Genomic DNA, 20,043 nt, shown 5'->3' on the forward strand with positions numbered 1-20,043 from the left:
TTTGCAATAAAACCGCGAAGCGGAAATATGCCGAAGGCATGGGGGTAATCCCCTGATACCGCCCCGAGCATCGCAGCATTTGACGAGAATAGCCCGCCATGGGAGTGGCAGGGGGATGCCGCTCGTTTTCGGAGGGGCTGGGAAGCCCCTTGAGAAAACCCTCGTCAAATACGAGAAGCGCAGGAAAGGCGGTATTGGGCGGCCTTTTCTTTGGTTGCTGTCTTTTGGCCGAGCAAAAGAAAGCAACTCGGCTGTCGGTCCGAGAACCGACTTTAAATCAGCTTCGCGTAGCGTTTCGTTAATTTACGCCTCGGTTTGAATCACACCCAACTTTCCAACATTCCATACCCACTAGGGCCAACTGCACAGTTTAGGTATCATTAGCGGTTTACCGTTAACCTAAACTCGTCCATGACTCTTCAGACTTTACTGTCCCAGCATACCGTGCATTTACCTGATGCCTTGCACAGCCAGGCGCTTACTTTCAGCGCCGAACTCGAAGACAAACTGACCGAGGAGGATTTGGCCATCTTCGATAACGATAATTTCCGCACATCGGTATTAAAAGTCTGCGGTTGCAGCCAGTTCATCAGCGATAGCTGGCTGCGCGATCCGCGCTTAATCACGGGTCTTGTGCAATCCGGCGATTTGTTTTCCGCAAGCCGCCGTGATGATTACGCCGCCGCATTGCAACATTCTCCGGCCGAGAGCGAGGCCGGTCTGGCCAAGCATTTGCGCTTGTTCCGGCGCCGAGAAATGGTACGCATCGCCTGGCGCGATCTGGCCGGCTGGTCGGATCTGGACGAAACCCTGGCCGATTTGACCGCACTAGCCGAAGCCTGCATCCAGACCGCCTTGGATTTTTTCTACCGGCAAGCCTGTCAACGCTGGGGCACGCCGACCCTGTCCGATGGCACGCCGTTCAACATCGTGGTGCTGGGCATGGGCAAACTAGGCGCCTGGGAGCTGAATTATTCGTCCGACATCGATCTGATTTTTGCCTATGCCGAAGACGGCGTGTTGAGCGAAAAAAAGGAAATCAGCTACGGCGAATTTTTCAGCCGTATCTGCCGTTCGCTGGTAAAAATGCTGGACGAAATCACCGTGGACGGCTTTGTGTTTCGCACCGACGTGCGCCTCAGGCCCTTCGGCGACAGCGGCCCCTTGATCATGAACTTCGACGGCATGGAAAATTATTACCTGACCCAGGCTCGCGAGTGGGAGCGCTATGCGATGATCAAAGCCCGGCAAGTGGCGGGTGATTTCAACACCGGCAAACAACTTGCCGCCTTGATAAAACCCTTCGTCTATCGACGCTATCTGGACTACGGTGCTTTCGAGGAACTGCGGTCGTTGAAATACCAGATCACTCAGGAACTAAAACGCAAGGACCGAATGGAAAACGTCAAACTCGGCCCCGGCGGCATTCGGGAAGTCGAGTTCATCGGCCAAGCCTTTCAACTGATACGCGGCGGCCGGGAGATAGCGCTGCGGCAACGGGAAATCCAGGTAATACTGGAGGTATTGGATGAACTGGGACTGATGGCAAGCGACGATGTGGCGACGCTGAAATTCGCCTATCGTTTCCTGCGCCGGGTGGAAAACCACATCCAGCAGTATCAGGACAAACAAACCCACGACCTGCCTCAACAACCGTTGGCCCGGCAAGTCCTGGCGTTTTCGCTGGATTTTGAAGACTGGGACAGCTTCAAGCGGGAACTGGACCGGGTCCGCGCCAGCGTACATGCTATTTTCGATCAGGTATTTTCACTCAGCGAACAGGACAATCAGCAGCAAGCCAGTCGCCAGGTTTGGGCCGGCGCCGACGAGGAATTGGCGCTGGAAACCCTGCTTGATTTAGGCTATGCCGATCCGCAGACCGTGTTTAGCGCCATTTTGGATTTCAAGACCTCCAATCCGATCAAGCGTATGTCGCGCAAGGGTGCCAGCGTGTTGGACAGACTGATGCCGCTGTTGCTCGAACGCATACCCTGCATAGCAAACCGCGACCAAACCCTGTTACGGATTCTGGACTTGTTCGAGGCCGTATCCGGCCGCAATGTCTATCTGTCGTTGCTGGCGGAAAATCCCGACGCCCTCACCCAGTTGATCAAACTGGCGGCCGCCAGCCAGTGGATTTGCGAATACTTGGCTCAATATCCGATTCTGTTCGACGAGTTGCTGGACCCGCGCACCCTGTTCGAGCCCCTGAAAAAAGCCGATCTAAGCCGCGATTTGCTCCGCGAACTCGACAAAGTCGACACTCAGGATGGCGAACAGTTGATGATCGCCTTGCGCCAGTTCAAACATCTGAATGTGTTGCGGGTGGCGGCGGCCGACATCATGGGCGTGATTCCGGTGATGATCGTCAGCGACTATCTGACCTGGACCGCCGAAGCGATACTGGAACAGGTGCTGGAACGGGCCTGGCAAATACTGACCGACAAACACGGCTGCCCGCCGGGCACCGATGTCAATCAAGCCCGCGGTTTTGCAATCATCGCCTTCGGCAAATTCGGCGGCATCGAATTGGGTTATGCCTCCGACCTGGACTTGGTGTTTTTGTATGACTGCACCGATGTCAACCTGATGACCGATGGCGACAAACCGATCAGCGCCGGCCAGTTTTATCTGCGTCTGGGGCAAAAAGTCCGCCACATCCTGGATACAAAAATGCTGTCCGGGGTCTTGTACGAAGCCGATTTGCGCCTGCGCCCCAACGGCGACTCCGGCTTGCTGGTGACCCATATCCAGCATTACGAAGATTATTTGCGCGATCAGGCCTGGACCTGGGAACATCAGGCCTTGGTGCGCGGCCGCTTCGTGGCCGGCGACTTGAGCTTGAAAGCCGAATACGAGGCCATCCGCGCCCGCATTCTAGCCATGCCGCGCGATGTGACCGAACTGAAACTGCAAGTGCGGGAAATGCGCGAGAAAATGCGTGACGCCCTGGCCAGCAAAAATGCCGAGGTTTTCGACTTAAAACAAAGCAAGGGCGGCATTGCCGACATCGAGTTTATCGTGCAATTCGGCGTGCTGGCCGAGACCGCTAAAAACCCAAGCCTTGCCGCCTACACCGACAATGTCCGTCTGCTGGAAGGACTGGCCGCGCATGGTTTCATCAGCAATGAAGATGCCGCCCTGCTGAAAAAAGCCTATTGCAGCTATCGCGATTACGGCCATCACCAAGTGCTGCAAGGCGAAAGCGCCACCGCCGGCGACGCCGAATTCAGCGAATTACGGGCACAAGTCGATAGAATCTGGCATGATTTTATGGAGTAGATCCAATCCATTTAAGAATTTATTGGTCATTCTCACGCTAAACATCGCTAAAAACCTGGGGTGTCGAGCGTAAGGAAACCATAAGCGGAAATAATTAGCCTATACCAGACTATTCGTAACCGTTCAGCGACGGGTAAAACCGATGATTTATTGTGCTTCGCAAGATCGGGATATTTAAAAAAACGCGCTGAATCGTTATGCCTCTATTTTTATCACTGTTAAGGAGCTGCCATCATGTCCGGCTTAAATTCCATCGCATACCGTATCACCCCGATTTGTTTCGCCATGGCGTTGAACGCCTGTTCGTTCTCGCATAGTTCGGAATCCAGCTCAACCAGCGTTGAAAGCTCGTCGGATCTGGCCTCATCGCCCTCGTCCCTGTCGTCGTCCATCAATTTTAAAAAATACGAATCCGATGTTGTCGACTACACCTACGCCTATCTGAAATCCACCTCCGGTCCGACCGATTACGAAGGTTTTCAAAAAGGTCTGGGAGAAATTGCAAACGATCACGGCGTCAGCGACTGGGAATCCGATCCGCACACCTATAAAGCGATCGGTAAAGCCTTGAAAAAGGCCGGTATTGATGGTGTCGGCTACGAAACCTTCAAAAACAATTTCGCCGACGGCGATGCCGAAAAAATGCAGTCTATCCAGGATGGCTACGACAGCCGGAAGTAACGGCGCTTGAAAGCCGCCGCAGGGTTGTTGGCGCTGTTATTTTGCTTAAACAGCGCCAACGCCGATACATTTCGCTACCTGTACATCGAAGCCAACGAGGGCAATTCCAGCGGTGGCCACGCCGCGCTGCAATTTGACGATCAGGTCTACCATTACCAATATAGCGATGGCCTGATCCGATTGGTCAAGGAAAATGCCGAAGACTTTAGCTTCGACTACCGTTACCTGCAAAACCGCACGATACACGCCGCCGATATCGAGGCTTCCGGCTCCACTGTTGCGTTATTGAAGGATTACTTCAAACGCCAATTCTGGGATCAGGACAGACGATTCAAACGCCAACAGGCCTTGGAAAATGACCGCCTGCTGCTGGAATGGTTATTAAATTTAAAGGGTGATCCTACATCCATAGCCGATAAACGGCTTAAACTGGCCGGAGCCGGCTTGTTTTATAGCGACCGGGATTTAACTCGCCCGGCAATCCCGGCCGGAGAATGCCAAACCGCCGACGCCGCCCGCGCCATCCTCGGTCGACTGCTTGAACAAATCAACCGGCAACAAGGCCCGGATTTTTTACCGCGTCGGTTGCAAGAATTGCATGGAGCCATTCAGCAACTACCGGTGCCCCGCTTCGATAACCCAACGGCGCAGACCGATTACGGATTTTTCCAGCGCTATACCGACTTATTAAACGGTTTATTGGCCGTGCGGGCATTGAGGGAAACCCGCCCCTTGGCCGAAGACACCTGCCATCAGCTAGATGAGGCCGACTGGCAACTGGACGAAGCCCAAAGACTGGCTCTGCAAAAATTTCAGCAGCATTTATCGAAAACAGCGCAAGCCTTGCTGAGCTCGAAACGGCCGGACTGGGGACAGGCTTTGTTTGTAACCTTGGCCCGATTAGTGGCGGTCGAGCAAAGCTTGCAGTCCGGACACTGGCTATTTCTGGACGATTTCAGTAGCGATGCCGGCGTTATTTCCACCGAAACCTATAGCCGCCAAGCCGAAGACATGCAACGCCAACGTCAGGCCGCCGAACAGGGGTGGCGTCAACAGTGGCAATCCCTGGACCGGAGCGAAACATTGGATGATCTGGCTTACACCGATCTGGAACGGGCGGCCAACCGGTATCGAGAATGGCGGCTCAGTCTAAGCCGAAAAAGCCTGCGTTATCGGGGCCAGCAAGCGCTGCCGCTCAAAGGGTTGGAATTGCCGTTATCGATGAGCCCGGATTTATCCGATCAGGCGCTGCAACAGGCCTTGCGGGCAATAGGGCTTATCGGCCCGCAACTGAAAACCGAACTGGAACAGCATTATGCTTACGACTTACTGTCGCGCAACTGCGTCACCGAAATTTTTCGTAGCATAAACCAAGCCTTAGGCCATGAAACCGAACAACGGCTGGGCGGCGTCATCGATCCGGATTTGCACTTTATTCCGTTCACTGCCTATGCCAAGCTGCAATCCGCCTATCCGGTCAAAAATGTCACGGTCTTACCGTCATTCCGACAGCAACAACTGCAAAAACAATACCAGGAGGATTTCGCGCCCTGGGTCTACCTCCGGGAATCGAACATCTTCAGCGCCCAACTGTATCGCTATAATCCCGACGATGCCGCCTTCCTGTTTTTTACCGATGACGGCTGGCTGTTGCGGCCGCTGTTCGGAGCCTTTAATACCATGACCGGCCTGGGCCAGAGCTTGCTGGGCCTGTTCGAATTGCCTATTGACGGCGGCGAGGCACTGACCAACGGCACTCGCGGGCTGATGATGAGCCTGCCGGAGCTGGCGTTTATCAATATCCGCAAGGGCAGCTATAAATTTGCCTGGCCCCAGTCCTTGCCGGATTAGCCGGGTATTCTATTGCCGACGGCTTGTTCAAAATCATCTCCATCCTGATTTTATCGGCCATATTCATTAACCGGGCATTTTACCCACATTGCCGGAAACTCAAGTTTGAGCCTGCAGGGAGTGGCCCCGCTATTTAGGGCATAAAATCACCAGCACTACGAAGCGCCGAATGTTAGGCCGAGAAAGACGAACCGCAGCCACAGGTAGTGGTGGCGTTGGGGTTGCGGATCACGAACTGGGCGCCGGATAAATCTTCCTTGTAATCGATCTCGGCCCCATTCAGATACTGAATGCTCATCGAGTCGATCAAGACGGTAACGCCGCCGTTCTGAATCTGAGTGTCGTCGTCGTTGACTTCTTCATCGAAGGTAAAGCCGTACTGAAAACCCGAGCAACCGCCGCCGGTGATGTAGACTCTGAGCTTGAGGTTATCGTTGCCCTCTTCCTGAATCAAACCCGCGACTTTGCTTGCGGCACTGTCTGTAAAAACAATAGGATCGGCCATACAAACCTCTTTAACTGATTGATAAGGAATAATTATGCTTTTACCCAGTATTTTAATCAAGAATTTTTGCTCCCGCTTGAAATAACCCGCTCCGCATGACTCGCCATTCCGCATGACGGCTAAAAAATTGGCGTGGAAACACAGGCAATTGCCTTATTTTATGCAGTCGATCCGAGTGATGGCGGCGTGGTCATCGAAATGAACGGTCAGTGTCTTGCAAGCCTTGGCATTAAGCAGTTGAGCAGTCTCCAGCTCGAACAGATTGGCCAAGGCCCGATCGCTGACTGGTGCTAGGGTTTTGTGCTTGGTCGATGCATGCAGCCATGACAGGAAAAAAGTCCAAACCAACCAAAGCAGCGCAATGACGATGATGATGCCGCCGTACATCTGCAACAATTCCAACAGGGTTTTGTAGCCGCCGAACCAGCGGATTTCGTCCGACCAGCTTTTCACCCCCATCAACCAACCGCCCAAGGTGAACAACGGCAGCAGGAAATACAGCCACAATAACCAACTCATCGCCGATAAAAATACCGAACCCAGTCTTTGTTGCAGACTTTGCAAATGCGGCTGGTTGATGATGATTTCTTTCATTTTTGCCTCAAACCTCTATCCAAGGTGACCCACACCGCGCGTTGACCTCTCTTTTTGCGCAACGCCTTGATACAACCGTGAATGGTGGTGCCGACACTGATCAGCCAATACACAATCGGATACCAAATCATCCAATAGTAATGTTGCGCCGAACCGCCGCTAGTTTTTTCATAGACCGAATCAATCGTCAGACTAACGGCAAACTGAATCAGACAGGTGACGCATAACAACATGCTGGTCCAATGCGGGGATAAATCTTCCAACGCCTCTTGCGGCTGCTCGGTCATAATCCATTGCAACGGCGCGGCGATTAGTAACCCCGCCACCAAGAACGCCCAGCATAAACTGATACAACATTCCAAATACAGCGGCCACATGCCGCGCGAACCCCAGCGCCACAACGGCCGGAAATAGCGCCGCAACACTTCCACCCCACCCTGCGCCCAACGGCTGCGCTGCTTCCACAAACCTTTCAAGGTTTCCGGCATCAACACCCAACACAAGGCATTGGGTTCAAAATGGATGCTCCAGCCAGCCAGTTGCAGTTTCCAGCTGATGTCGATATCTTCGGTAACCATGTCGGGACTCCAATACCCCACATCATGCAGGGCGGTTTTACGAAAACCGGCAATCACGCCGGAAATGGTAAAAATGTGTCCGTATGAACGCTGGGCGCGTTTGATCATGCCGACAATCGCCGAAAACTCACCGACCTGGACCTTACCCAGCAGGGTAGACCGATTCCGGATACGCGGATTGCCTGTTACCGCTCCCACATTGGGGTTCTCCAGAAAATGCCTGGCTATCCAGGCGGTTGCATTGGGCGCCAACAAGGCATCGCCATCGATGCCTATCAGAATTTCGCTATTGGCCAGCAAGGCCGCCGTGCGCAACCCCACCGCCTTGCCTTGGTTGCTGGCCAGATTGACGACCCGAAGTATGGGATGTTGCCCGGCCAATTCATGCAGAATATCCAAGGTATTGTCCTGGCTGCCGTCGTTGATGGCGATGATTTCATAATTGGGATAGTTCTGCCGCAGTAAATACTCGATGGTTTCCCGGACATTATCGCCTTCGTTGTAACAAGGAACCAGAATCGACACCATCGGGTATTCGGCTAAAACCGGCAAATCGGACAGCACATTGCCTCGATTCCGCTCCCAGCGCAGATAGTAAATGATGCCGCCTATCATCCAGACATAGGCCATCAGCAGCGGATAATAAAACACAAACCGCGACAGCCATTCATTGAATGACTGCCACGGCATTTCTTCCAGATATTCCTGTGTTATCAGCCACCAGTCAATCAGATGCTGAACCACGGGGTACGTGATTAATTGATCCATAAGGGTCATTCCGGTTTAGTTGCCGGGAAAAACTTTTTCAACTCTTCCAGTTTTGGGTGATCGTGATGCACGTTATCGGGGTAATAACCGATATGTTTAGCGCCCAATTTTTTCAGCAAATTAAATTGCTCGGTGAAAATAGGCATTGGAACGTCTTGTTTTTTGTTCCAATCGACTGCTTGCAACTCGAACAGCATTTTTTTGAGGCCATCCGGATATTTGGCGGTTTTTTGAACCAGTTCGGTCAGCCACTGTTTAGGATGATCCGCTTTTTCCATGAACGGCATGGCTTCGATCGCGACGTAGTCGTAATGTTTTAAATAAGCCGGGAAAGATTGGGCATACCACTCTTCGCTATAGGGTTCCAATAAGGGCAATGCGTAGAAATTACGGGCGGTTTTAATATAAGGCCGGTAAAACCTGACCCTGTCGGCCAGGTAATCGGTAAATTGCCCCAACAGTTCGGTTTTGTGCTGGGCCCAGCGCAGGCTCAATTCAGGCGAGGCATGAATGGCCTCGAACTCGGCCGGCAAGCCCCAAACCTTATGAGTCATCTCCATCGCCAGCGGAGAAACATCCTCGAAATTAGATAGAATGCCGTCATCGTGAAACAGAATGCCGTTGAAATCGCAGTATTTAGCCAAGTCCTCGTAAATTTCAGCAATATACTGTCTGGCTTCCGGATTAAAGGGGGATAACCGGGTGTAAATGTGTCTGGATAATTGCGGCCCACCGTCGCGCCATTCCTTTACAAACCATTTTAACGGCACATCGGCTTTGTAAGCCAAGATCGGCATCCAGGCATACACTTTGACGCTAGCCTTAGTATGTAACTGCGAGGCGACGTGATTGAACATGTCGCGCCGCACCGGCAAATGCCGATTCGGAAAATACAGTTCATCGGCATTGCCATCCCCGTCCGGGTCGGAATAAGCCTGTAGAAATACCGTGTTGGCGCCGCTGGCCTTGATACGTTCGAGTAATGCGCTCAGATTACGGGTAGTCTGTTCTTCGTCCTCGTCATAAATATAATCCATGTCGACATGTGCCACGCGTAATGTTAAGTCGCTACGCTGATTCTTGACCACCTCGGCGAATTGCTTCCCGTTGATGTCATCGGTGATCATCAAGCGCTTCATCACGCCCACGTCGGCCAGGCTATTGACGCCATCGCTTAACCCCATGGTGAGCGGCATGCCATATTGCTTAGCCGCTTCCAAGGCAATCGTATTATATTCGCCATAAGGCCAAACCATTACCCGGGGCCGGATGCCCAGCAACTGAAACAAGCGTTCCGAGCTTTTTTCGATTTCCTTGAAAATTCGGCCACGGTAATCCTCGTCTTTTTCGTATTCTTCGTATTCGCTGCTATATAAGCGCGCGGTCACGGCGCTATGCTCGGTGCCTTGCGGATTGGCTGTTATGCCATGATGCAGATCATGGGTATGGGAAGCGATTTCAACCAAGCCACTGGCCATGACTTCTTGAATTTGAGCAACCGACATCAAGGGTTTAACGCCTTTGGTGTTTTCCCCCTCCAGCCACGAACCGACCACGGCAAGCGTGGCCGGGTATTTATACTTTTTCAATAAAGGCAAGGCGCGGGTGTAAAAACTCAGATAACCGTCATCGAAGGTTAATAAGACCGCCTTGCCGGGCAATGATTTTTCGCCCTTCACCGCATCCACCAAATCTTGAATACTGATCACGTGGTAGTCGTTCTTTTTCAGCCAGGCGAAATGTTGCTCCAGATGCTGCTTATTGACCGCGATGCGGTCGAATGGCGGTATTTTTTCTTCTTCTTCCAAAATATCGTGATAGTTCAATACCAAAAACCCGGCATTGGAGCCATTGGCAGCCACGAGTGGCGAAACAGTCAAACAAGCAAGCACCACAATTAAACGCAATAAGGCAAATATAGTCATTTAGGGATGGGAAGAGCGGATGGTGAAAAACCAACAGCGAGGTTGGCAACGAGCCCGACAGGGCCGGGCATTTTACTCTAATCCATTAAATTTTAAATCGATAACCCACGCCGGATTCGCTCAATAACCCCTGGACTAGGTGTCGAATTAAATTCAAGCATGTGAGGCAACTGATTCAAGCGGATACGCCAAGCCCTTGCGGACATGTTAGTCCAAAACCGCCGACAGCCGACATTGAATCGGCGCCTGAGCCCATCTCAAAAACAGATCGCCTTGCCAATACCCCCAGCGTACTTAAGCATGTCGCAACCCGGCAAATATGACTAGCTTGAATTGAAGATTACTTTTTTGCCGTCGAAGGCGTTAAAATTAGCCCATGTCGAGACAGGACTCATATCGTTTCGTAACCTGCACAAACCAAGGTTCCGACCATGGACGATTGGGCGTTCCACCTTTACTTATATCTGCCCATATGGAAATCATCCGCTCTAAATTCTTGCTTACTCTTGCATTATTCGTCCTCCCCAACTTTGTATTCGGCGCCGAAGCCTCTGTGCAGCCGGAACGGCTGGACCTGACCCATCACTGGGTAGGCTATTTGGCAATCGTTATTTTTACGATCGCCTACATCCTGGCCATGATCGAGGAAGTCACCGAACTGAATAAATCCAAACCGATGGTACTGGCCGCCAGTTTGATCTGGGCTTTTATCGCCGGCATCTATGTGTCGGGCGGAATGGGTGAACAGGCCGGTACTGCTTTCCGAGCGGCGCTTGAAAGCTATGCGGAGCTATTTTTGTTCATCATGGTATCCATGGCTTATCTGAATGCGATGGAAGACCGCGGTGTATTCAACAACCTACGGGTCTGGCTGTTGAGCAAGGGTTTTAGCTATCGCAAGTTGTTCTGGATTACCGGGATCATGTCGTTTGGCTTGTCCTCCGTTTGCAACAACCTGACCACGGCCTTGTTGATGGGAGCGGTCATCATGACCATGGGCAAGCACAATCGCCAATTTTTAAGCGTTGCCTGCATCAATATCGTGGTTGCCACCAATGCCGGCGGCTCCTTTAGCCCGTTCGGCGATATTACAACGCTGCTGGTCTGGCAAAGCGGCATGGTGCCATTCGCCGATTTTTATTCGTTATTCATCCCGGCCGTGGTCAATTTCGTACTCCCGGCCTCTATCATGTATTTCTGGATTCCAAAGTCGCAACCGGCGGCCGTCGGCAAGGCGCCCACCATGAAACGCGGCGCATTGACCATGATCGTGCTGTTTCTATTGACCATCATTACCGCTATTTGCTTTGAAAACTTTCTGGAACTCCCGCCCGCAGCCGGCATGCTGGCCGGATTGACCTATCTGAAATTCTTGGGCTTTTATCTGCAAAAGACCGAATCCAAGCCCGAGACCAGCGATTTTGCTCACGTTTACAAATTGTTCGACGTCGAATTGCCGGAACGGAACAAAAGCCATAAATTCGATGTCTTTAAAAGCGTGGCCGATCTGGAATGGGATACTTTGTTGTTTTTCTATGGCGTCATGGTCAGCGTCGGCGGTTTGAGTTTCATCGGTTATCTGACCCTGGCATCCGACGTACTTTATGTTGGCATGGACCCGACCATCGCCAATATTCTGGTCGGAATTCTGTCCGCTTTTATCGATAACGGTACTATCATGTACGCGGTGCTAACCATGCACCCCGAGATTTCGCAAGGCCAGTGGCTGCTGGTCACGCTGACAGCCGGGGTGGGAGGCAGTCTGCTGGCTATAGGTTCCGCGGCCGGGGTCGGTTTAATGGGCCAAACCAAGGGCATCTACACCTTTGGCGTTCATTTAAAATGGATGCCGGTAATTTTACTGGGTTTTTTCGGCAGCATAGGCGTTCACTTCCTGCTGAATGGCCATTATTTTTAAGCAAACTGTTTAGCCGGCAATGGTTTTTTACCGAGCAAACACTGAAATAAACGAGGAGTTATCATGGGTTTTAGTCTTCCGCATCTATTAGTGGTACTGGCGATTGCTATCTTAGTGTTTGGCACCAAGCGTTTGAAAAACATAGGCGAGGACCTTGGCGGCGCCATCAAGGGCTTTCGTAAAGCCATCAAGGAAAGTGAAGCAAACGACAACGCTTCATTGCCGACCGATAAAGATAATGCCCCACATTAAAGCCATGGGCTGTAAAATACCGAATCGCGCCCGCTGCTATTGCCTTTGTGCTTTAATAGAAAACTGGCGGGCATTTCACTATCACCCACACCCCATGCAATGGATTTAGAACAACTCATTATCGATTATGGCTACTTGGCCTTGTTCATCGGCACCTTTTTGGAAGGCGAAACAATACTGGTAATCGCGGGATTTCTAGCCCATAGCGGATATTTGCAACTACCCTGGGTAATTTCAGCCGCTTTTCTCGGCACATTCGCCGGCGATCAAACCTTTTTTTATCTGGGCCGTTTCAAGGGCATCCGCTTTCTGGAAAAACGTCCTCTCTGGCACAGTAAAACCGATAAAGTGTTCGACCTATTGCATAGGCATCAAATCAAGGTCGTGCTGGGTTTTCGCTTTCTATACGGTGTCCGCAATGTGACGCCTTTTGTGATAGGCGCCAGCCGCATGCATCCGGTCAAGTTTTTCATATTGAATTTCCTGGGGGCTTTGATCTGGGCGATAGCGGTTGGCTATCTAGGCTATGAATTTGGCGACATCGCTCAATCTATTCTGGGCGAAATCAAACAATATGAAATTCACTTCCTGGTCGGCCTGATCGTAATAGGCCTGCTGCTATTTTGGCGCTCGACCCATAACGCCAGACAAGAACGCAACAAAAAGAACCTGACCGAATCTTGATGATGGAGTGTATTTCGCGACCCGATTTTGGCAAGGATTACCGAAATTCGACCGCGATCAAAGCATCGAAACGCTTGCCGCATCGGTTAACGGCAACCCGGAGGAATCGAGCCTATCGCAAACCACTCGAGCTTCGGCCGGCAATAACCACCTATTTTTCCCCATCGCCCATGGCAGGCGCCGATGCTTTAGCCGCGACGATAAGCCTTCGGTCGCCGCTAAAGCACCTGCCACACAGTCCATCGAGAACTTATTTGTTCCCGGTTTACATAAATTTGTTTTTTATTTCATGAGTACACTTTTTTTGGTTGCCGGCGCTCTGCTGCTGGTGTTTTTAAACGGTTTCTTTGTCGCGCTTGAGTTTAGCCTGGTCAAACTGCGGCAAACCCGCATCAAAGCCATCGCCCAATCCAAGGGTTGGCGCGGGCGGCTCCTGGCCAAGGTTCACAGCCAGTTGGATGTTTATCTTTCGGCCTGCCAACTCGGTATCACGTTGGCTTCATTGGGTCTTGGCTGGATCGGCGAACCGGCCTTTGCCGAGCTGCTTGATCCATTGTTTGCCAAAATGGGCATCACCTCGCCCGAGTTGATCCACAACGTTTCATTTGCTTTCGCCTTTTGCACCATCTCGTTTTTGCATATCGTGGTCGGCGAACAAGCCCCCAAATCGATGGCGATCCGCAATCCAGAAGCCGTCGGCTTGTTTAGCGCCGGACCGCTTTACCTGTTCTATTGGTTGATGTACCCAGCCATTTGGCTGTTGAACGGTAGCGCCAATCTGGTGCTGCGCATCGCCGGCCTTTCCTACCAGCATGGCCACGACACGCATTATTCGACCGAAGAACTCAAACTCATTTTGCGTTCCAGCCGGCCCAGCGAACGCTTCAACGATGAGGAATGGAACGTACTGGCCAAGGCGCTCGACTTCAACAAACTGGAAGTTTCGGAATTGATGCGGCCCATCCATGAAATCACCGCGCTTTACCGCAATTGCAGCTTGCAAGAAAACCTGCTGACGGTATTTAACAGCCGTTTCAGCCGCTACCCCTATTTCGACAGCAACGGCACCGACGTACTGGGGGTGATACATCTGAAGGATCTGTTTTTCGGCTTGCAGCAAGATGGGGGCATCAAGGATCTGGAAACTTATTTGCGTCCGATTCAATACATCCCGTCGCATATGCCGGCGGTTGAATTGTTCCGCCAATTCAACCAAGGTTCGCCGCATTTTGCCGTGATCGGCTTGCAAGGACAAAAGCCGCGCGGCTTCATCACCTTGGACAATTTACTGTCGGCCTTGGTCGGCGATATTCACGACGAATTCCGCCCATGTGATACCGGCTGGCAAACGCTGGAAGACGGCTCGTTACTCGGCAAGGGCAGCCTGCCGATCTTTTCGTTGGAGCGCGTGCTGGGTATCGACATCGAAAACGAAGAACTGGACATGGAAGATGTCGATTCGGTCGGCGGCTTGGTGTTGGCTCAATTGCGCGACATTCCGGAAGAAAACGAAACCGTATCATTCGATGAGTTCGACATCACCGTGACCTCGATGAACGGTGCCCGCATCGAATGGGTGAAAGTCAGAAGCAAGCCCACCAACGGCGCCGAGCCAACCGACCGCAGCTGATTCGAGCCTAGCTGGTCTCAAATAGCTCCCCCACCAAGGTGACATACTCGAGAACATTCGCCGGTTTTTTATATTTTTTTACCGGCGAACCGTAAATTTTTACAAAATTTTTAGACCGTATTGTTTATATTTATCTGCCCTGATCAAACATGAATGACTGTTGGCTACGCGCATGACAAATCCGGAACCCTTGGCCACCCCAACGCCATCTACGTCCTCGGCAAAACCGAACTCCTCGGTCAAGTCTAATTTCAGCGCATAATAGCCCCGCCCTTCCCACTTTCACTCCGGCAACCGATGCACCGTTTTTGTACGCTTGTCTTTGTCCTTGGCCTGATTTTGATGGTGTTCGGCCTGACCTATGCATTCCCTATTGTCGCCTCGTTGTATTTTAACGATGGCATGGTCAACTATTTTGTCGACGGCATGTCCATCAATATCGGCGTGGGCGGGATTCTGGCCGGTACCACCATGCGTTTTCGCGGCGAGTTGAAAAACCGGGACGGCTATCTGTTGGTGGCGTTCTTTTGGGTGCTGATGGCGTCGGCCGCCACTTTACCCCTGCTCTGGGGCATACCCGGCTTGTCGTTTACAGACGCGTTTTTCGAGACCATCTCCGGTTTCACCACCACCGGTGCCACCATTCTAGTCGGACTGGATCAATTAGCCCCCTCCCTGAATTTATGGCGTCATGAACTGAACTGGATAGGCGGCTTGGGTATCATCGTACTGGCGGTAGCCGTGCTGCCGCTGCTCGGCGTCGGCGGCATGCAGCTCTATAAAGCCGAAATCGCCGGCCCGGTCAAGGACAGCAAAATCACCCCGCGCATTACCGAAACCGCCCGCCTGCTGTGGCTGGTCTATGCCGGTATTACCTTGGCCTGCATCCTATGCTTGAAGCTGGCCGGCATGGGCTGGTTCGATGCCATCTGCCATGCCTTCGCTACCCTGGGCCTGGGCGGTTTTTCCACTCACGACGCCAGCGTTGGCTATTTCGATTCGGCCGCGATCGAGCTGGTGTTGACCGTGTTCATGCTGATTTCGGCGATGAATTTTGCCACCCACTACACGGTTCTACATCAGCGCAGCCTGAAACCGCATCTGGCCGACCCGGAAACCATGCCGATGTTGGCCTTGATTTCCTCCAGTATTTTGCTCTGCGCCGGTTATCTGTGGCATTTCGACATCTATCCCGACTTTTTCGTCGGCTTGCGCCATGTGACCTTCAACTTGGTCTCGATCGCCACCGATTGCGGTTTTGTCAGTGTCGATTACGACCAGTGGCCGCCCTTTGTACCGTGGTGGATGCTGTACCTGAGCTGCATCACCGTCTGTACCGGCTCCACCGGCGGCGGCATCAAGATGTTCCGTACATTGCTGCTTTGGAAACAAGCCGGCCGGGAAATGTTCAGCATCCTGCATCCGCGCGCCATCAACCCAATCCGGATCGGCAACACACCGATCGCCAACAAGGTCATCTTCGCGGTGTTGGCCTTTATTTTTCTGTATTTTATTTCAGTGGTGGTTTTGACCTTTTCGCTGATCTTTGCCGGTCTCGAGCCGATTTCAGCCCTCAGCGCCATCATCGCTTGCATCAACAATGCCGGCCCCGGTCTGCATCAAGTCGGCCCTGCGACTAATTACGCCAGCCTGAGCGATTTTCAAACCTGGATTTGTTCGATCGCCATGCTGTTGGGCCGGCTGGAAGTGTTTACCTTAATCGTACTGTTTACGCCGGCTTTCTGGAGAAGTTAGACGTTGCTTAAATATGATTGGACAAACTTTCCGAAATTGATTTCAAAAAACCATACTCCCATTTGATCCAGTCCGTTCCAATCACCCATGCGCATCATTTCGCTCAATCTCAACGGTATCCGCTCGGCGGCGAGTAAAGGTTTTTACCACTGGCTGGCCGAACAACAGGCCGACCTGGTCTGCCTGCAGGAGATCAAGGCCCAAGCCGCCAATATGACCGAACAAATGCTGAATCCGGACGGTTACAGCGGCTATTTTCATTACGCTGAAAAGAAAGGCTACAGCGGGGTCGGCATATACAGCAAACGCCCGGCCGATGAGGTCATCGAAGGCTTGGGACATGATGACATCGACGCCGAGGGACGTTATTTGGAGGCGCGGTTCGGCAACTTATCGGTGATTTCGTTGTACCTGCCATCCGGCTCCAGCGGCGAGGATAGGCAAGCCGTGAAATTCAGCGTGATGCAGCGGTTTTATCCGCATCTGTCGGCCTTGAAGGCCAGCGGCCGCGAAGTGGTGATCTGCGGCGACTGGAACATCGCCCATCAGCAGGCCGATTTGAAAAACTGGCGCGGCAATCAAAAAAACTCCGGCTTTTTACCGGAGGAAAGGGCCTGGTTCGGCCAAGTGCTAAACGATCAAGGCTGGGTGGACGTCTATCGCCGCCTGCATCCTGACGCAACCGATGCTTGTTACACTTGGTGGAGCAACCGAGGCCAGGCCTGGGCCAAGAATGTGGGCTGGCGCATCGATTACCAAATCGCGACGCCAAACCTGGCCGGCACGGCGCAATCCACGCGGGTGTATAAAGACCAGCGCTTCAGCGATCATGCCCCGTTGATCATCGACTATGCCCAGGGATTTTGATCAGCTAATCGGTCGAATAGAATCAATTAGGCTAGGTTTTCCGGCTGAACGCCAGCCTAACCTTCAACCAAGGTTTGACAAGCCTTAGGCAACAAGCTTTTCAGCTCCGGTAAACAGGAGCCGCAGCCGGTACCGGCGCTTAAACATTCGCCGATGCCGGCGACACTATTTAGGTTACGGGTTTTGATCGCATTCAGTATGGTGTTTTCGCCGACGTTGAAACAAGAACATACGGTGCGGCCAACATCTTGTTCGCCTTGCGGCGGTAAGCCGCTGAGCAAGCTCAGGCGCTCCCTGCGATTTAATCCCGGTTTTGCAAACAGGCTACCCAACCAGCCCGGATCCGGTAACACAGCCTTGGCGCTGATGAACACGCACGCCGACAAGCACTGATCATCGAGTTGCGCCAACCGATAATCGCCGGCCTCGATGTCCCGGTATTCCAGGCAGTTGTCTTGATCCTGCCGGCCGCCGGCCATTATGTTCCGGCTCCAATGCGGCAAATCGTCGATTGCAGCCCGGCCGGCCAACTGATAACGCCAAAAACCATCACCCTTGATTTTGACCTGATATTCGCAACCATCAATATCCAAAGCTTGTCGCGACAGCACCAACGCCTGCCAGGCTGCCGGCCAGGGTTCGATAGTGACCGGGGTCTGCTTGCTTTCCGGCTGGCCGGACAGAGAATCGACCACCGGATTCACCAAGGCGCCTACCCTACCCCTGCTGCTGAGTTGCCCGCTCCAATGCATGGGCACGAATAAATTGCCGGGTTGTTGCGACAAGGTAATGTCCACCCTGGCCAGCATGTTGCCCCACCGGCTAGTCAGCAGCGCCAAACCAGCCGGTTGCAGGCGTAATCGAAACGCATCCTCGGGATGAATTTCCACCGTTGGCTCCGGCCTATGGCTATTCAACTTGGCCGCCAATCCGGTGCGGGTCATGGTGTGCCATTGATCGCGCAGGCGACCGGTATTCAGGGTAAACGGATATTCGGCATCGACCGGAAACAGCGGCCCTCGCGGACCGACCGCGATGAAGCGGGCCTTGCCGCTGTTGGTATAAAACCGGCCATCGCCGAACAATCGCGCGGTACCGCCGCTTGCGGCGGCTGTCACCGGCCATTGCACCGGTTGCAAGCTATCGAATCGGTCTTGATCGATGTCGGCATAAGCTGAAATATCGAAATCGCGCAACTCATGCTCGGCGTCATTTTCAAAGCCGGACAAGGCCGCGTGCTCCCGAAAAATATCGGCGCTGCTTTGATAACCAAATCCGGCAAACCCCATGCGCCGGGCTACCTGAGAGATGATCCACCAGTCGGGCCTGGCCTCGCCGGCCGGGGCAAACAGTGGCCGTTGCCGGGAGATTCGACGCTCCAGATTGGTGACGGTGCCGTCTTTTTCGCTCCAACCGACGGCCGGCAACTTGACGTGCGCCAGCTCGACTGTATCGGTCCGGGCGATACAATCGGACACCACCACGAAGTCGCATTGTTGCAAGGCGCGCTTGACTTTATCGGCATCCGGCATTGATACCACCGGATTGGTGGCGATGATCCAGACCGCCTTGACCGTGCCGTCGGCGATGGCATCGAATAGCTCCACCGCCTTCAAACCCTGCCGATTGGCGATTCGCTGACTACCCCAAAATCGCCCGACCCTGTCGACATGCTCCGGATTTTCCAGATCCATATGCGCCGCCAGCATATTGGCCAAGCCGCCGACTTCTCGCCCGCCCATCGCATTGGGTTGGCCGGTAAACGAAAACGGGCCGCAGCCCGGCTTGCCGATCTTGCCGGTAGCCAGATGGCAATTGATGATGGCGTTGCATTTATCCGATCCGGAGCTGGATTGGTTGATGCCTTGCGAATAGACGGTCACCACTTTATTAGAACTGGCAAACCAGACAAACAGTTGCGCTAAATCGGCCGCGGCCAAGCCGCAACCGGCCAGCAGCTGATCAAAGTCGCCGGCACTGGCCCGCGCCATCGCCAGGCTTTCGGCAAAGCCTTCGCAATGGTTATCGATAAAGTCTTGATTCAGCGATTCGGTCTCGGCCAGATACGCCAGCAAACCATTGAACAACAACCCATCCATGCCGGGCTTGATCGGCAAATGCAGGTCGGCAATATCGCAGGTGCTGGTCGCGCGCGGATCGATTACCACGATTTTTAAGCCTGGATTTTGCTCCTTGGCTCGGCGCATGCGCTGAAAGGCAATCGGGTGGCACCAGGCGGTATTGGAACCGACCAACACGATCAAATCGGTTTGTTCCAAATCTTCGTAATTGCACGGCACCGCATCGGCCCCGAAGGCGCGCTTGTAGCCCACCACCGCCGACGACATGCACAATCTGGAATTGGTATCGATATTGGCCGAGCCGATGAAGCCTTTCATCAGTTTGTTGGCGACATAATAATCCTCCGTCAACAGCTGGCCCGACACATAAAACGCTACCGCATCCGGCCCATGCTCGGCGATGATGTGGCTAAACTTTTCGGCCACATGATTCAACGCGCTATCCCAATCGCAACGCCGGCCATTGATTTCCGGATACAGCAGACGATTTTCCAGACTGACCGTATCGCCTAGCGTGGTGCCCTTCGAACACAATCGGCCGAAATTGGACGGATGCTGGGCATCGCCCTTGATGCCGACGATATGCCGCTCGGCGTCGATCACGGTCGCTTCGATACCGCAACCGACGCCACAGTATGGGCAGGTGGTTTTGATGCTGGGCGGATACATACT

At 52.9% G+C, this 20,043-nt stretch carries 14 protein-coding genes; 9 read left to right on the plus strand and 5 right to left on the minus strand.

The window, feature by feature from the left end:
• Positions 1 to 411: 411 nt before the first annotated feature.
• The 3 genes from glnE to IVG45_RS11005 all read left to right on the plus strand — a co-directional run bounded on the left by glnE (position 412) and on the right by IVG45_RS11005 (position 5,814).
• On the plus strand, positions 412 to 3,282 hold the full coding sequence (gene glnE, locus IVG45_RS10995) for a bifunctional [glutamate--ammonia ligase]-adenylyl-L-tyrosine phosphorylase/[glutamate--ammonia-ligase] adenylyltransferase (RefSeq protein WP_196437844.1): 2,871 nt from the start codon (positions 412 to 414) through the stop codon (positions 3,280 to 3,282).
• A 234-nt stretch (positions 3,283 to 3,516) separates the two neighbouring features.
• Positions 3,517 to 3,963: a putative lipoprotein gene (locus IVG45_RS11000; protein ID WP_196437845.1), complete on the plus strand. Its 447-nt coding sequence runs from the start codon at positions 3,517 to 3,519 to the stop codon at positions 3,961 to 3,963.
• A 6-nt stretch (positions 3,964 to 3,969) separates the two neighbouring features.
• A complete protein-coding gene (locus IVG45_RS11005) occupies positions 3,970 to 5,814 on the plus strand; it encodes a hypothetical protein (protein WP_196437846.1) in 1,845 nt (614 codons plus the stop codon).
• 172 nt (positions 5,815 to 5,986) lie between these two features.
• Here the strand turns inward: IVG45_RS11005 and erpA are convergent, their stop codons facing one another.
• The 4 genes from erpA to pgaB all read right to left on the minus strand — a co-directional run bounded on the left by erpA (position 5,987) and on the right by pgaB (position 10,184).
• Positions 5,987 to 6,319: an iron-sulfur cluster insertion protein ErpA gene (gene erpA, locus IVG45_RS11010; RefSeq protein ID WP_196437847.1), complete on the minus strand. Its 333-nt coding sequence runs from the start codon at positions 6,317 to 6,319 to the stop codon at positions 5,987 to 5,989.
• 153 nt (positions 6,320 to 6,472) lie between these two features.
• The gene (pgaD, locus tag IVG45_RS11015) at positions 6,473 to 6,913 is read right to left on the minus strand and encodes a poly-beta-1,6-N-acetyl-D-glucosamine biosynthesis protein PgaD (RefSeq protein ID WP_196437848.1); all 441 of its coding nucleotides are present in this window, start codon (positions 6,911 to 6,913) and stop codon (positions 6,473 to 6,475) included.
• Entirely contained in the window at positions 6,910 to 8,259 is a 1,350-nt protein-coding gene (gene pgaC, locus IVG45_RS11020; protein ID WP_196437849.1) for a poly-beta-1,6-N-acetyl-D-glucosamine synthase, read from the minus strand. The genes pgaD and pgaC overlap by 4 nt, the downstream gene beginning before the upstream one ends.
• A gap of 5 nt (positions 8,260 to 8,264) precedes the next feature.
• Positions 8,265 to 10,184, minus strand: coding sequence for a poly-beta-1,6-N-acetyl-D-glucosamine N-deacetylase PgaB (gene pgaB / locus IVG45_RS11025; RefSeq protein WP_196437850.1), 1,920 nt, complete (start codon positions 10,182 to 10,184; stop codon positions 8,265 to 8,267).
• 472 nt (positions 10,185 to 10,656) lie between these two features.
• Here pgaB and nhaD point away from each other — a divergent pair, with 472 nt between their 5' ends.
• From nhaD to IVG45_RS11055, 6 genes are all read left to right on the plus strand, one after another.
• Positions 10,657 to 12,102, plus strand: a complete 1,446-nt coding sequence (nhaD, locus tag IVG45_RS11030; RefSeq protein ID WP_196437851.1) for a sodium:proton antiporter NhaD — start codon at positions 10,657 to 10,659, stop codon at positions 12,100 to 12,102.
• Positions 12,103 to 12,165: 63 nt separating this feature from the next.
• Positions 12,166 to 12,354, plus strand: a complete 189-nt coding sequence (locus tag IVG45_RS11035) for a Sec-independent protein translocase subunit TatA (RefSeq protein WP_196437852.1) — start codon at positions 12,166 to 12,168, stop codon at positions 12,352 to 12,354.
• A 99-nt stretch (positions 12,355 to 12,453) separates the two neighbouring features.
• Complete coding sequence (locus tag IVG45_RS11040) at positions 12,454 to 13,038, plus strand: DedA family protein (RefSeq protein WP_196437853.1); 585 nt, start codon at positions 12,454 to 12,456, stop codon at positions 13,036 to 13,038.
• A 289-nt stretch (positions 13,039 to 13,327) separates the two neighbouring features.
• On the plus strand, positions 13,328 to 14,668 hold the full coding sequence (locus tag IVG45_RS11045; RefSeq protein WP_196437854.1) for a hemolysin family protein: 1,341 nt from the start codon (positions 13,328 to 13,330) through the stop codon (positions 14,666 to 14,668).
• Between the two features lie 297 nt (positions 14,669 to 14,965).
• Entirely contained in the window at positions 14,966 to 16,423 is a 1,458-nt protein-coding gene (locus IVG45_RS11050) for a TrkH family potassium uptake protein (RefSeq protein ID WP_196437855.1), read from the plus strand.
• A gap of 87 nt (positions 16,424 to 16,510) precedes the next feature.
• A complete protein-coding gene (locus IVG45_RS11055; RefSeq protein WP_196437856.1) occupies positions 16,511 to 17,290 on the plus strand; it encodes an exodeoxyribonuclease III in 780 nt (259 codons plus the stop codon).
• 56 nt (positions 17,291 to 17,346) lie between these two features.
• On the opposite strand, the gene IVG45_RS11060 is transcribed toward IVG45_RS11055, so the two are convergent.
• A complete protein-coding gene (locus IVG45_RS11060; protein ID WP_196437857.1) occupies positions 17,347 to 20,040 on the minus strand; it encodes a nitrate reductase in 2,694 nt (897 codons plus the stop codon).
• Positions 20,041 to 20,043 lie beyond the last annotated feature (3 nt).

This window comes from Methylomonas sp. LL1 (genome assembly GCF_015711015.1).
GTDB lineage: Bacteria > Pseudomonadota > Gammaproteobacteria > Methylococcales > Methylomonadaceae > Methylomonas.